The sequence below is a fragment of the Caballeronia sp. EK genome, from assembly GCF_014384845.1.
Lineage (GTDB): Bacteria > Pseudomonadota > Gammaproteobacteria > Burkholderiales > Burkholderiaceae > Caballeronia > Caballeronia jiangsuensis.
This window is the reverse complement of sequence record NZ_JACSUE010000003.1, coordinates 331,361-344,345: the sequence shown is the minus strand read 5'-3', so window position 1 is coordinate 344,345 and position 12,985 is coordinate 331,361. Positions and strand designations below refer to the sequence as shown.

Annotated in this window: 14 protein-coding genes; 11 read left to right on the top strand and 3 right to left on the bottom strand. The window is 63.6% G+C overall.

Annotated elements, in window-relative coordinates:
* Positions 1 to 97 precede the first annotated feature (97 nt).
* From mltG to IAG25_RS10210, 9 genes are all read left to right on the top strand, one after another.
* Entirely contained in the window at positions 98 to 1,108 is a 1,011-nt protein-coding gene (mltG, locus tag IAG25_RS10250) for an endolytic transglycosylase MltG (RefSeq protein WP_035498654.1), read from the top strand.
* Positions 1,109 to 1,729: a dTMP kinase gene (gene tmk, locus IAG25_RS10245; RefSeq protein WP_187604759.1), complete on the top strand. Its 621-nt coding sequence runs from the start codon at positions 1,109 to 1,111 to the stop codon at positions 1,727 to 1,729. It begins immediately after the preceding gene.
* A 20-nt stretch (positions 1,730 to 1,749) separates the two neighbouring features.
* Entirely contained in the window at positions 1,750 to 2,790 is a 1,041-nt protein-coding gene (locus tag IAG25_RS10240) for a DNA polymerase III subunit delta' (protein ID WP_187604758.1), read from the top strand.
* 61 nt (positions 2,791 to 2,851) lie between these two features.
* A complete protein-coding gene (locus IAG25_RS10235; RefSeq protein WP_187604757.1) occupies positions 2,852 to 3,637 on the top strand; it encodes a TatD family hydrolase in 786 nt (261 codons plus the stop codon).
* Between the two features lie 70 nt (positions 3,638 to 3,707).
* A complete protein-coding gene (locus IAG25_RS10230; RefSeq protein WP_375336512.1) occupies positions 3,708 to 4,472 on the top strand; it encodes an ankyrin repeat domain-containing protein in 765 nt (254 codons plus the stop codon).
* A 106-nt stretch (positions 4,473 to 4,578) separates the two neighbouring features.
* A complete protein-coding gene (locus IAG25_RS10225) occupies positions 4,579 to 4,935 on the top strand; it encodes a Rap1a/Tai family immunity protein (RefSeq protein WP_187604755.1) in 357 nt (118 codons plus the stop codon).
* A gap of 135 nt (positions 4,936 to 5,070) precedes the next feature.
* Complete coding sequence (locus IAG25_RS10220; RefSeq protein ID WP_187604754.1) at positions 5,071 to 6,294, top strand: mechanosensitive ion channel family protein; 1,224 nt, start codon at positions 5,071 to 5,073, stop codon at positions 6,292 to 6,294.
* Positions 6,295 to 6,384: 90 nt separating this feature from the next.
* On the top strand, positions 6,385 to 7,770 hold the full coding sequence (gene otsA / locus IAG25_RS10215; RefSeq protein ID WP_187604753.1) for an alpha,alpha-trehalose-phosphate synthase (UDP-forming): 1,386 nt from the start codon (positions 6,385 to 6,387) through the stop codon (positions 7,768 to 7,770).
* 269 nt (positions 7,771 to 8,039) lie between these two features.
* The gene (locus IAG25_RS10210; protein WP_187604752.1) at positions 8,040 to 9,110 is read left to right on the top strand and encodes a glycosyltransferase family 4 protein; all 1,071 of its coding nucleotides are present in this window, start codon (positions 8,040 to 8,042) and stop codon (positions 9,108 to 9,110) included.
* A gap of 97 nt (positions 9,111 to 9,207) precedes the next feature.
* On the opposite strand, the gene IAG25_RS10205 is transcribed toward IAG25_RS10210, so the two are convergent.
* The 3 genes from IAG25_RS10205 to IAG25_RS10195 form a co-directional block, all read right to left on the bottom strand.
* Positions 9,208 to 9,798 carry a BPSL1445 family SYLF domain-containing lipoprotein gene (locus IAG25_RS10205; RefSeq protein WP_035498938.1) on the bottom strand — a complete coding sequence of 197 codons (591 nt, stop codon included), beginning with the start codon at positions 9,796 to 9,798 and terminating at the stop codon, positions 9,208 to 9,210.
* A 398-nt stretch (positions 9,799 to 10,196) separates the two neighbouring features.
* Entirely contained in the window at positions 10,197 to 10,664 is a 468-nt protein-coding gene (locus tag IAG25_RS10200; protein WP_187604751.1) for a hypothetical protein, read from the bottom strand.
* 222 nt (positions 10,665 to 10,886) lie between these two features.
* Complete coding sequence (locus IAG25_RS10195) at positions 10,887 to 11,183, bottom strand: PsiF family protein (RefSeq protein WP_187604750.1); 297 nt, start codon at positions 11,181 to 11,183, stop codon at positions 10,887 to 10,889.
* A gap of 232 nt (positions 11,184 to 11,415) precedes the next feature.
* Between IAG25_RS10195 and IAG25_RS10190 the strand changes: the two genes are divergently transcribed.
* Positions 11,416 to 11,697: a hypothetical protein gene (locus IAG25_RS10190; RefSeq protein WP_187604749.1), complete on the top strand. Its 282-nt coding sequence runs from the start codon at positions 11,416 to 11,418 to the stop codon at positions 11,695 to 11,697.
* Between the two features lie 324 nt (positions 11,698 to 12,021).
* On the top strand, positions 12,022 to 12,984 hold the full coding sequence (locus IAG25_RS10185) for a sugar ABC transporter substrate-binding protein (protein ID WP_187604748.1): 963 nt from the start codon (positions 12,022 to 12,024) through the stop codon (positions 12,982 to 12,984).
* Position 12,985: the final 1 nt, after the last annotated feature.

Below are 12,985 nucleotides of genomic sequence, written 5' to 3'. Positions count from 1 at the left end.
CGGGCTGTCAATCCTATCGTTTGGGCGCAAGCCGCAGAAAGCGGCTCTGACGCAGGCGGCAAGTTATTATATTGGTCTTATCTCAAGCGTGTTTCGCATGTCCTTTTTCAAGAAATGCGTCGTGGCGGCGGTGTTCGTCGCGATGCTCGCGGCGGCCGTCGCAGGCGGCATGTACTGGTGGGCCAACCGGCCGATGACCCTGTCGACGCCCGAACTCGACGTCACCATCAAACCGCACAGCAGCCTGCGCAGCGTGAGCGCCCAGTTGAACCGCGGCGGCGTGCCCGTCGAACCCGAACTTTTCGTGCTGATGACGCGCGTGCTCGGCCTGTCCGCGCAGCTGAAGTCCGGCAATTACGCTTTCAAGAGCGGCATCACGCCTTACGAAGTGCTGGAGAAGATCGCGCGCGGCGACGTGAACGAATATGTCGCGACCGTCATCGAAGGCTGGACGCTGCAAAAAATGCGCGGCGAGCTCGACGGCAATCCCGCGCTCACGCACGACACGGCGGGCATGACCGACACCGACCTGCTGCGGGCGATCGGCGCGGCCGAGGTCGACAAGGCATCGGCCGAAGGACTGTTCTTCCCGGACACCTATCTCTTCGACAAGGGCACGAGCGATCTCGCCGTCTACAAGCGCGCGTATCGGCTGATGCAGGCCCGCCTCACCGAAGCGTGGAACACGCGCGCGCAGAATCTGCCTTACAAGACGCCGTACGACGCGCTCATCATGGCGTCGATCGTCGAGAAGGAGACGGGGCGCGCGTCGGACCGTCCGCTCGTCGCGGCGGTGTTCGCGAACCGGCTGCGTATCGGAATGCCGCTGCAGACCGACCCGACCGTGATCTACGGCCTCGGGCCGGCTTACGGCGGAAAGCTGAGGAAAAAAGACCTGCAGACGGACACTCCGTACAATACCTACACGCGCATGGGCCTGCCGCCGACGCCGATCGCGCTGCCCGGCGTGGCCGCATTGAACGCCACGCTCAACCCCGCCGCGAGCAACGCGCTGTATTTCGTGTCGCGCGGCGACGGCAGCAGCATCTTTTCCGACAATCTGGGCGACCACAACAAGGCCGTCGACAAATACATCCGGGGTCAATGAATGGCGCGCGGCAAGTTCATCACGTTCGAAGGCATCGACGGCGCGGGCAAGACCACGCATCTGGACTGGTTCCGCCAGCGCCTCGAAGCGAAACTGGCGTCGGGCGGACATCAGGTCGCGATGACGCGCGAACCGGGCGGCACACCGCTCGGTGAAACGCTGCGCGGCATCCTGCTGAATCAGCCGATGGACCTCGAAACCGAAGCGCTGCTGATGTTCGCCGCGCGCCGCGAGCATCTCGCGCAGGTGATCGAACCGGCGCTTTCGCGCGGCGACTGGGTGTTGTCGGACCGTTTCACCGACGCGACTTTCGCGTATCAGGGCGGCGGGCGGGGCCTGCCGCGCGACAAGCTGGAGGCGCTGGAGCGCTGGGTGCAGGGTGGTTTCCAGCCTGATCTGACCGTGCTTTTCGACGTGCCGACCGATACCGCCAGCGAGCGACGCTCGGCCGCGCGCGCGCCGGACAAGTTCGAGAGCGAGTCGGAGGCGTTTTTCGAGCGCACGCGCAACGAATATCTGCGCCGCGCGGAGGAATCGCCGCAGCGGTTCTTCATCGTCGATTCGACGCGGTCTATCGAAGACATTCGTGAAAAGCTTGAGGAAGTAGTCTCAAGCCTCTGATTTAACATAGAAAAATATCGATGATCTACCCTTGGCAAAACGACGACTGGCAACGTCTCCAGCAACTGCGCGCGCACTGGCCGCATGCGCTTTTACTGCATGGCGAGGCGGGCATCGGCAAGCTTCAGTTCGCGCAACATCTCGCGCAGGGACTGCTGTGCGAGATGGCCGCGCCGAATGGCGAGCCGTGCGGGACTTGCCGGGCATGTCTGTGGTTTTCCCAGGGCAATCATCCCGATTACCGCGCGGTGCTGCCTGAAGCGCTCGCGGGCCTCGCGGCCGGCAGTGCCGACGCCGCCGACGCATCCGCCGACAAAGCCGATGGCGACGAAGGCAAGAAGACCCGCACGCCCAGCAAGGAAATCAAGATCGAGCAGGTGCGCGCGCTGCTGGACTTCTGCGGCGTCGGCTCGCATCGGGGGGGCCTGCGCGTCGTCGTGCTGTATCCGGCCGAAGCGCTCAACGTAGCGGCGGCGAATGCGTTGCTCAAAACGCTCGAAGAGCCGCCATCGGGCGTCGTGTTTTTGCTCGTGTCGGCGCGCGTCGACCGTCTGTTGCCCACCATCATCAGCCGATGCCGCCAGTGGCCGATGAGCGTGCCGCCTTCGAAAGAAGCGAGCGCGTGGCTCGCCTCGCAGGGCGTCGACGATCCGGCGGGACTGCTCGCACAGGCAGGCGGCGCACCGCTTGCTGCGCTTGCGCTGGCGAACGACGAGAACCGCGCCCTTCGTGACTTCACGCTCGCGCAACTCGCCGCCGGACCGAATTGCGACGCCTTCGCGTGCGGCGAAAACCTGCAGAAGCTGCCGGTGCCGCTCGTGCTCGGCTGGCTGCAACGCTGGCTTTATGATCTGCTCGCCGAGCGCACGGCGGGCCGGCCGCGCTACTTTCCCGGCGCGGCGAAGGCGCTCGCCCGTTGCGCCCAAAGCGCCGACCCCGCCGCGCTCGCACGCTACATGAAGACCGTAACGCGGCAGCGCGCGGTGGAAAATCACCCGCTCAATGCGCGCCTCGTGTTCGAGGAACTGTTCATCGGCTATCGCGGCATTTATACGGCCTGACATACGGCCTGACCGCGACTTGCGCCCCACGCGCAGCAGCACATGTATTAAGGAGCACCGGATGTTCGTCGATTCACACTGCCACATCAACTTCGAAGGGCTCGCCGACCGTCTGCCCGACGTTCTCGACAAGATGCGCGCGCACGCCGTGACCCATGCGCTGTGCGTGTCGGTCGATCTGGAAACGCTGCCTTCCGTGCTCGAAATCGCCGAAAAGCACGAGAACGTGTACGCATCCGTCGGCGTGCATCCGGATCACGAGGATGCGAAGGAGCCGAGCGTCGCGGAACTCGTCGAACTGGCGGCGCATCCGAAGGTTTGCGCGATCGGCGAGACCGGGCTCGACTACTATCGTCTGGAAGGGCGCAGCATCGCCGACATGGAATGGCAGCGCGAACGCTTTCGCACGCACATCCGGGCCGCGCACAGGACGGGCAAGGCGCTCATCATCCATACGCGCTCGTCGTCGGACGACACGCTGCGCATCATGGAGGAAGAGCGCGCGGGCGTGCCGGGCGGCGTGATGCATTGCTTCACGGAGCCGTGGGAGATCGCGGAACGGGCGCTCGCGCAGAACTTCCATATTTCGATCTCGGGCATCGTCACGTTCAAGAATGCGAAAGACGTGCAGGACGTTGCGCGGCGCGTGCCGATCGAGCGTTTGCTGATCGAAACCGATTCGCCGTATCTCGCGCCGGTGCCGTATCGCGGCAAGCCGAACGAACCTGCGTACGTGAGTTATGTCGGACGTTTCATCGCGCAGTTGCGCGAGCAGCCGGAAGAAGCCGTCGCAGAGGCGACCACCGAGAACTTCTTCCGGCTCTTCAAGATCGCGCGGCCAGTCTGAGGGCAGCCGGCCCGCGCGCGAAAAAAACCTGTTTCAAGGCAATCCGAAGGTCACTATGAACAATTCCCCGATGGTTTCCACCCCGTCCGTGGCGAGCGTGCCAAACGTTTCCCGTGCACGCGATGTCCGCAATGCACGAGCAGGCGCGGCCGTGCGCGGCCTCGTCGCGGGCGCGCTGCTGGCGGCCTGTGCGATCGCGCAGCCGGTCTGGGCCGCGTCCGTGGACTCGCTCATCAAGGCGGTCAAGTTCGACGACGTCTCCGCCGTCAAGAAACAGCTCGCGCAGGGCGCGGACCCGAACACGGTCGACAACACGGGCACGCCGATCATCGTGATCGCCGCACGCGAGAAGTCCGACAAGGTCGGCCAGTTGCTCGCCGACAACTCGAAGACCGATCTGGAGAAACTCGACCCCGCCGGCGAAAACGCAATGATGCTCGCCGCGCTCAACGGCGACGCGACCTTCGTGAATCTCCTGATCGCAAAGGACGCCGAAGTGAACAAGAAGGGCTGGACGCCCTTGCACTACGCGGCGACCAACGGCCATGACGATATCGTGAAGATCCTGGTCGATCATTCGGCCTATATCGACGCCGGTTCCCCCAACGGCACGACGCCGCTCATGATGGCCGCGCGCGGCGGTCATCTTTCGACCTGCAAGCTGCTGCTCGACGAAGGCGCGGATCTGCGTGTGAAGAATCAGCTCGGCATGACGGCGGTGGACTTCGCCCGCAAGTACAACGAGAAGGACGTCGCGGAAGGCCTGCAGGCGCGTCTGGATTCGATGCCACAGAGCGGCGGCGCTCCGCAAAGCGGCTCAAACGGTGCAAAATAGCGCAGCGCGACAGTCAAGCTCCGGGACACGCGCGGTCAGGCGCGGCCGCGCATCGCCCCGAACCCGTTGCCCCATTCAAGCCGCCGCTCAACATAAAAGGAAGACCATGCTGCGGGAATTCGTCCTCGCCTGTGCTCTCGCGACGCCCGTCTGCGCGTTAGCGTTTACCGGCAACGATCTGAACAAGCTCTGCACCAAAACGGATCCCAATTCGCGGACTGCCTGCGCGGCCTATATCGAAGGCGCGGCGGACGGCATCTACAACACGATCGAGGCGATCGGCGGAACCTCCGGGCCGCAGGTCGGCCAGTATTTCTGTCTGCCGGCGGACGTGAAGCCGCAGCAACTCACGGACGCGGTGCGCAAGTACATCGCCAATAATCCCGACAAGGCCGATTTCAACGCGACCACGATGGTCTCGCTCGGCCTCGGCAAGGCGTTCCCCTGCAAGGCGGAGCGCTGATCGTCTTTTGACGCCGGGGCGCCATCGGGCGGTCTGGCGTCGCGCTGCATTGCGCGGCGATCCGCATCCGTGCGATGCGGCCGGCGTATTCACTTCGCCGCCTCCACCTTCACGAAGCTGATCTTCGCGACGCTCATGCTCCCACTCGATCACTTCCTGAATCTCGCAGAACGGCCGCTCGGCACCTGGCCGGGCGCGCTCGTCGTGGCCGCCATCGCGGTGGTATTCGCGATCGGCGTGCATCGCATCGGCGCGCGCATTCTCGTGCGCATCGCGCGGCCGTATCCGCTGATGAGCGTCGTCCTGCGTTACGTCGACAAGCCCGCGCTCGTCCTCCTCATCATCCTCGGAATCGGCTTCGTGATTTTCGAGGCGCCCGATACGCTGCCGCTCATCGGCGTGCTGCGCGATGTCGAAACCGTCGCGCTGATCGGCGCGCTCACGTTTCTCGCAATGCGCTCGGCGGGCGCGGTAGGCGAGGCGATCGTGCAGGCGCATCCGCTCGACACCGACGACAACCTCAACGCGCGCCGCATCCACACCCAGGCGCGCGTGCTCGCGCGTTCGGTGATGGTGGTGATCGTGATCATCGGTTTCGGCGCGGCGCTGATGGCGTTTCCGAGCGTGCGGCAGATCGGCGCGAGCCTTTTGGCGTCGGCGGGCGTCGCGGGGCTCGTCGCCGGTATCGCGGCGCGGCCGGTGCTCGGCAATCTGATCGCCGGATTGCAGATCGCGCTGTCGCAGCCGATTCGCCTCGACGATGTCGTCGTGATTCAGGGCGAGTGGGGACGCGTCGAGGAAATCACCGGCACGTATGTATCGATTCGAATCTGGGATCAGCGGCGGCTCATCGTGCCGTTGCAGTGGTTCATCGAGAATCCGTTCACGAACTGGACGCGCAACAGCTCGCAGATCATCGGCACGGTGTTTTTGTACGTCGATTACCGTATGCCGATCGCGCCGCTGCGCGAGGAACTGGAGCGCATTCTCGCGCACGCGCCGGAATGGGACGGCCGCGTGCAGGTGCTGCAGGTCACCGACGCCACCGACCGCGCGATGCAGCTTCGCGTGCTCGTCAGCTCGTTCGATTCGGCGCTCAACTGGGATTTGCGCTGCCGCGTGCGCGAAGGGCTCGTGAACTTCGTGCAGGCCGCGTATCCGCAGTATCTGCCGCGTGCGCGCGCGGATTTGTCGACGGATAAGGACCGTCACGTCGATTTCGCGCCCCCGCTCGAACGCGAGGGCGCGACGCATGCCGCCAGCACGGCGAACACGCCCGCCGATCCGGTCGCGAGCCGCGGCGAGCCGGGCGGGCCGGATCCACGGGCGCATGCGGCGGCATCGACCGGGAAGAACTGAGGGCATCGACGGAAACCCGCGCGGGATTTTCCAGTCGAAAATTTCGGGTTTATTCTAAAAAGAAAAGTTCGAAGAGGAAAAGGAAAGCATATGAGCCGTCTCGTCGTCGTATCCAACCGGGTCGCCACGCCGACCGAAACCAAAGGCTCCGCGGGCGGCCTCGCCGTCGGCGTCTTCGGCGCGCTCAAGGACAGCGGCGGCGTCTGGTTCGGCTGGAGCGGGGACGTGGTGAGCGAAACCGTTGCGAACCAGGGGCCGAAGCTCGAACAGGACGGCGCGGTGACTTTCGCGACCGTCGGCCTGCCGAAGAAGGACTACGACCAGTATTACCGTGGCTTCTCCAACGCGATGCTGTGGCCGGTCTTTCACTATCGCAACGATCTCGCCGTCTACGACCGCGACGAATACGCCGGCTACCGGCGCGTGAACGCGTGGCTCGCGCACAAGCTCATCAAGCTGCTCGAACCCGACGACATCATCTGGGTCCACGACTATCATCTGATCCCGTTCGCCGAAGCGCTGCGCTCGGCGGGCATCACCAATCGCATCGGCTTCTTTCTGCATATCCCGTTTCCGTCGCCGCAGATTCTCTTGAACATTCCGCCGCACGAGGAACTGGTCAAGTCGCTGTGCTGCTACGACGTGGTCGGCTTTCAGACCGAGCGGGACCGCGTCGCGTTTCATGACTACATCGTCCGGCACGCGCACGGCACCGCAACGCCCGACGGCCACGTCGAAGCGTTCGGCAGAAAGCTCAGGACGAACGTGTATCGCATCGGCGTGTTTCCGGACGAAATCGCCGAACAGGCCGAACGCGGCGAAGCGCGTCAGGACGTGATGGACCTGAAGCAGAGCCTCGAAGGCCGCAAGCTCATCATGAGCGTGGACCGGCTCGATTACTCGAAAGGACTCGTCGAGCGTTTTCGCGCGTTCGAGCATTTTCTGGAGAAGTCTCCCGAATGGCGCGGCAACGTCACGCTCGTGCAGATCGCGCCGCCGACGCGCGCGGATGTCGAGACCTATCAGCAGATCCGCCAAAACCTGGAATACGAAGCGGGGCGCATCAACGGACGCTACTCCGGGCTCGATTACACGCCGATCCGCTATCTCAACCAGCGCTACGACCGATGGAAGCTGATGTCGCTCTTTCGCGAATCGCAGATCGGGCTCGTCACACCGCTGCGTGACGGCATGAATCTCGTCGCGAAGGAATACGTCGCCGCGCAGAATCCCGACGATCCCGGCGTGCTCGTGCTCTCGCAATTCGCGGGCGCGGCCGATGAAATGACCGGCGCGGTGATGGTCAATCCGCACGATATCGTCGGCACGAGCGAGGCGATCGGGCGCGCGCTCGCGATGCCGCTCGCCGAGCGCAAGGAGCGCTACGAAACCAACATGACCGCGCTGCGCAAGCACGACCTGGGCGTGTGGCGCGACGACTTTCTCGCGGATCTGCGCGGCGACGGTCAAGCGTAACCGTCTCCCGAAACGAGTGTTTCGCCCCTGTAACAGAGCGATGAAAGTGCAATAGACGCCCACGGCAGGCGCATTCGCCCTCGATAATGGGTTCAGCACGCTGGCGATTGCCGGCGCACGACAGGCATGGGCGAACCGCGCGAGACGGAATTACGCGTAAGGGCAAACCTTGTTGGCCCGGCTTACGGCCCGCTGTCATACTCGATGCGCGCCGCGGCCGGTACATGAAGTCTGCGCCGCACGTCGATATCCGCATGGAGACGAGAACGATGAGAATTGCCCAGATTGCTCCGCTGACCGAGTCGGTGCCGCCGAAACTGTATGGCGGAACCGAGCGCGTCGTGTCGTACCTCACCGAGGCGCTCGTCGAGCTCGGTCATGACGTGACGCTCTTCGCGACCGGCGACTCGCAAACCAGCGCCAACCTGGAAGCCGTATGGCCGCGCGCGTTGCGGCTCGACCCGGCGATCCGCGACCGCATCGCGCCTCACATGCTGCTGATGGAACTGGTGCGCCGTCGCGCCGAGGAGTTCGACGTCCTGCACTTCCACATGGACTATTACTCGTTCTCGCTCTTCAAGCGCCAGGACACGCCGTTCGTGACGACGATGCACGGCCGCCTCGATCTTCCCGAGCAACAGCCGGTATTCGATACGTTCAATACCGCGCCCGTGATCTCCATTTCCGATGCGCAGCGCCATCCGCTGCCGCAGGCGAAGTGGGTGAGCACGGTGTATCACGGCCTGCCGGAGAAGCTTTATACGCCGCAGCCGGTGGAGCAGAAGTATCTGGCGTTCCTCGGGCGCATCTCGCCGGAAAAGCGTGTCGATACCGCGATCCGCATCGCAGGCCGCTGCGGCTTGCCGATCAAGATCGCCGCCAAGGTGGATTTCGCCGATCACGAGTATTTCGAGCGCGAAATCGCGCCACTGTTGAAGTTGCCGTATGTCGAGTATGTCGGCGAGATCAACGACAGTCAGAAGGCCGAATTTCTGTCGGGCGCGCATGCGCTCATGTTCCCGATCGACTGGCCGGAGCCGTTCGGCCTCGTGATGATCGAAGCGATGGCGTGCGGCACGCCTGTCATCGCGTTCAATCGCGGGTCGGTGCCGGAAGTGCTGGACGAAGGCGTGTCGGGCTTTATCGTCGAGGATGAAATCGGCGCGGTGGCCGCGGTGAATCGCCTGCACACCTTGTCGCGCGAACGCGTGCGCGCGCGCTTCGAAGAGCGCTTCACATCGCATCGCATGGCGCGGCAATATCTGGAGGCCTATCAGGCAGTCGTGCGCGCGCAAAAGCGCACGCGCTTCAAGCTGATCGATCGCGCGACGACGACCTGATCGGTCGAGCTTCGAAGAAAAAAACCGCCGTGTGGCGCGGCCCGAAGGTCGCACCACACGGCGGTTCTGCATTCGCCGCGCGGGAAGAGCAGCGCGCTCAGTACTTGATGCGCGACACCTTCGTGCCTTGCAGCGAGACGTCGGCCATCAGGCCGGCGTTGGTCAGCACGATCGCCTCGACAGGCTTGGTGGCCGTGGTGGTATCGATCACGCCGTTCGCGCCCATCTTCACCAGCGCCACCGATGCATCCGCGCCCGCCGACCAGCCGTCGGAGTTGCGGAATTTGTCGAGGGCATCCTGCGTCATGAACAGGAAGATCAGCGCCTTCGATTGCGCGCCCGCCTGCAGGCCGAACGAGCCGGACGTCGTGCTGTAGTAGCCGACGGAGCTGCCGCCGACACGCAGCGCACCCTTGCCGTATTGCGCGCCGACAATAAAGCCGGCCTGAAGCACTGACGGGAACACCAGCACGCCGCGCGCTTTCGCCACCAGCTCACGCGAGCCGCCCACCGTTGCGTAGAGACGCTGGATGGTGCTGTCGACGTCGGCGTCGATGGAGCGCCGGTCATCGGCGGCGCCCGCAGCCGCTTCACTGCCGGCGTTTCTGTTTGCCGTGCAGCCGGCAAGCGCGAGGCCTCCCAGCGCCAGAACGGCGGTCGACTTGAGCATGAAGTTTCGTCTTTGCATCATTGTTCTCCATCGTGGAATTTAGGAAACCCCATAGAGCGGGAGGGTGAGGCACGCCAAGTTATAGCACAGCAACCTGAAAACACGAGCCCCGATCCATGCGCCCAAAGCCTTGTCACGCTTGGGTTCTCAGGCTACGCACCATTCAGGGAAAACGCTCGGAGCTAGCTTACTCCGAATCCGGCCCCATAAGCGACATGCAGCACACTAAATTACATCCGACTTTCGATCGACACTTCGCCTGATATTAGGGTAGACGAAGCTTCGACCAAACGAAATGGAACCGGCGTTTTCGCCCGAAGTGCGCCCTCAAGACAAGCATAAATTTCGTCCAGCTTGCTTAAGGTCGTACGAGAAAACCGCAAGCAGAAGTAGCAACGACCGTACCCGACCCGCGCTCACGGATGGGTCGTCGTTTTTACCTCGGAGGCAGATGTGCTCGGATGCTGCGGTCGGCGCAGCGCGCGCCTCACGCCGCCGACGAGCATGCCGAGCACGAGCAGGAAGGCGGCGGGCACGATCCAGTAGCCGACGAACGCATGCCACAGATAATCCGCGAGCGTCGCCTTGCGATGCGCGTATTCGTCGAGCGCTTCCTGATGCTTCGCCGCAGTAGCCGCGATGACATCTTCGGGGCAGCCGGCGGCACGGGCCTCGTCGGGCGCGCCGTGGCAGCGCGCGGCGACGCCTGCCGCACGCTGTGCGTCGGTCAGCTCCCAGGTCGAGAGCGCCTTTTGAAGATCGACGTTGTTATACGCCATCTCCTCGCGCACCTCGTTCACCGCGACGATCAGCACCGGCACGAACCAGAACGTGATTATCACGAGCCACCGCCTGAACCAGCGGTTTTTATGTCTCCATGCCATCCGGATGCCTCCATGCGCGGCTTTTCGCCTCGCTCGAAACGGCGGCGGCCGATGGCGTGTTTCTTGTATTCGTGAGGGGCCGCCTTCGCGCCATCTTATGAGAAAAAGACGACGGTGCGAATCAATTGCTTGGGTGCAGTGCAATATCGGCCGGTAGGCTGAGTAAATACGAAAGGGTCGCCGCGCGCGAACGGCGCGGCGTGAACATGCGTGTGAGCGGGATCAGCCCTTGTTGCTGAGGCAGCTCTTCATGAACGTCTTGCGTTCGTCGCCTTTCTTGTCGCTTGCCTGCTGATTGCACGCGGTCATCTTCTGCTGCTGCGTCATCGGCGCGGAAGCAGCGGCGGGCGCGGCGGACAGACAGCTCTTCATGAAGGCCTTGCGGTCGTCGCCTTTTTTGTCGCCCGCCTGCTTGTTGCAATCGGTCATCTTGCTTTGCTGACTGTTGGCGGCGATGGCGACGTTCGCGCCGAGCGCGAGGCTCAGCACAGCGATGAGGGCGGTGGCTCGAATAGTCATGTGACGCTCCCTGATTTGAGTGACGGTTTATTCTTCGGCGGCGCCTGTCTAGAGCGGCATGCCGCCCGCGCATTATGGCAAACCCAATATGAACGGTGTGTGGGATAAGGTGAAATCGGGAGACGGCCGCGGGAACGAGGCTTGCAGGCGCCTTTCATTCATCCACGACCCACGCGAAGCATGCAGCCGACGTATGATCGTGCGATGCATCTCAACGCAAAGGAGACGCTTCATGTCCACACCGCTGTCCGACCATTACAAGGGCTTCGAGATCAAGGTGCAGGCATTGCGGCGCGCGAAAGAACGCGACGAGCCGGACGACGGTCCGCGCCACTTCGACATCGTCGTGACGATCGCGAAGAGCGCGCACGGCGAGAGTGGCCGCGCAGTGATGTTCGGCGTGCCCGAACAGGAACCTTTCGATAGCCCGATCGACGCGACGCGCGCGGGCATCGACTACGCGCGCGACATCATCGACAAGAAGGTGGACGGGCAGTCGGTCGAAGATCTCTGACTTTGGCAGCAAGCCGTTGCACGCCGGCAACCACGGAATACCGACAATGCCGCCGATCCTTTGATCGACGGCATTGTCGCGTGTGGACTACACGTTAGCCCGATTGACCTCGGGCGTCTGTCCAACGAGAATCGACGACGAGCAAACGTTGACACCGCGTCCGGACAGAACCATCGAAGGCGTTGGCGCGCAACACGAAGCGAGGGCGCGACAGGGCGCCCGCAATCGCTTCCCTTCGTTGCCCGGCGCGGATCGACACGCGTTGCTCGCGTTCGCTGCATCTCGAAAGACCAGACAAACCAGAACAAAGCACTGGAGATCCGCATGAACCGAACCATCCGCCGACGCGTCCTGTCGGCCGCCGTCGCGCTTGCCGCCTGCACCGCATTGCCGTTCGCCTCGTCATCCGCATTCGCGCAAACGGCGGGCAAGCCGAAGGTCGCGCTCGTCATGAAGTCGCTCGCCAACGAGTTCTTCCTGACGATGGAAAACGGCGCGAAAGACTATCAGGCGCACAACCCCAGCCAGTTCGACCTGATCACCAACGGCATCAAGGATGAGACCGACACCGCGGCGCAGATTCGCATCGTCGAGCAGATGATCGTGTCGAAGGTCGACGCGCTCATCATCGCGCCGGCCGATTCGAAGGCGCTCGTGCCGGTGATCAAGAAGGCGGCGGACGCGGGCATCATCGTCGTGAATATCGACAACCGGCTCGATCCGGACGTGCTCAAGTCCAAGGATCTGAACGTGCCGTTCGTCGGACCGGACAACAAGAAGGGCGCGCGAAAGGTCGGCGATTATCTCGCCCCGAAACTCAAGAAGGGCGATGAAGTCGCGATCATCGAGGGCGTGACGACCACCACGAACTCGCAGGCGCGCAGCGCGGGCTTCAAGGAAGCGATGGACGCGGCCGGCATGAAGGTCGTCGCGCTCCAGTCGGGCGAATGGGAAATCGATAAGGGCAACGCGGTGGCAGGGCAGATCCTGAACGCGAACCCGAACGTGAAGGCGCTCCTGTGCGATAACGACAACATGGCGATCGGCGCCGTGTCGGCGATTCGCGCGGCGGGCAAGGCGGGCAAGGTGCAGGTCGTCGGCTTCGACAATATCGGCGCGATCAAGCCGATGCTGAAAGACGGACGCGTGCTCGCGACCGCCGACCAGTACGCGGCGAAGCAGGCCGTGTTCGGCATCGACGTGGCGCTGAAGGCGATCGCCGGCCACAAGAAGCAGTCGGAGCTTTCGCAGGTCGTGGAAACGCCGGTCGATCTCGTGACGAAGTAAG

Bases quoted from the DNA above. Each gene is read 5' to 3' on its own strand.
- otsA (WP_187604753.1), top strand. From the start codon at position 6,385: ATGAGCCGTCTCGTCGTCGTATCCAACCGGGTCGCCACGCCGACCGAA.
- IAG25_RS10205 (WP_035498938.1), bottom strand. From the start codon at position 9,798: ATGCAAAGACGAAACTTCATGCTCAAGTCGACCGCCGTTCTGGCGCTG.
- IAG25_RS10195 (WP_187604750.1), bottom strand. From the start codon at position 11,183: ATGACTATTCGAGCCACCGCCCTCATCGCTGTGCTGAGCCTCGCGCTC.
- IAG25_RS10240 (WP_187604758.1), top strand. From the start codon at position 1,750: ATGATCTACCCTTGGCAAAACGACGACTGGCAACGTCTCCAGCAACTG.
- IAG25_RS10190 (WP_187604749.1), top strand. From the start codon at position 11,416: ATGTCCACACCGCTGTCCGACCATTACAAGGGCTTCGAGATCAAGGTG.
- IAG25_RS10210 (WP_187604752.1), top strand. From the start codon at position 8,040: ATGAGAATTGCCCAGATTGCTCCGCTGACCGAGTCGGTGCCGCCGAAA.
- IAG25_RS10230 (WP_375336512.1), top strand. From the start codon at position 3,708: ATGGTTTCCACCCCGTCCGTGGCGAGCGTGCCAAACGTTTCCCGTGCA.
- IAG25_RS10200 (WP_187604751.1), bottom strand. From the start codon at position 10,664: ATGGCATGGAGACATAAAAACCGCTGGTTCAGGCGGTGGCTCGTGATA.
- tmk (WP_187604759.1), top strand. From the start codon at position 1,109: ATGGCGCGCGGCAAGTTCATCACGTTCGAAGGCATCGACGGCGCGGGC.
- mltG (WP_035498654.1), top strand. From the start codon at position 98: ATGTCCTTTTTCAAGAAATGCGTCGTGGCGGCGGTGTTCGTCGCGATG.
- IAG25_RS10235 (WP_187604757.1), top strand. From the start codon at position 2,852: ATGTTCGTCGATTCACACTGCCACATCAACTTCGAAGGGCTCGCCGAC.
- IAG25_RS10225 (WP_187604755.1), top strand. From the start codon at position 4,579: ATGCTGCGGGAATTCGTCCTCGCCTGTGCTCTCGCGACGCCCGTCTGC.
- IAG25_RS10185 (WP_187604748.1), top strand. From the start codon at position 12,022: ATGAACCGAACCATCCGCCGACGCGTCCTGTCGGCCGCCGTCGCGCTT.
- IAG25_RS10220 (WP_187604754.1), top strand. From the start codon at position 5,071: ATGCTCCCACTCGATCACTTCCTGAATCTCGCAGAACGGCCGCTCGGC.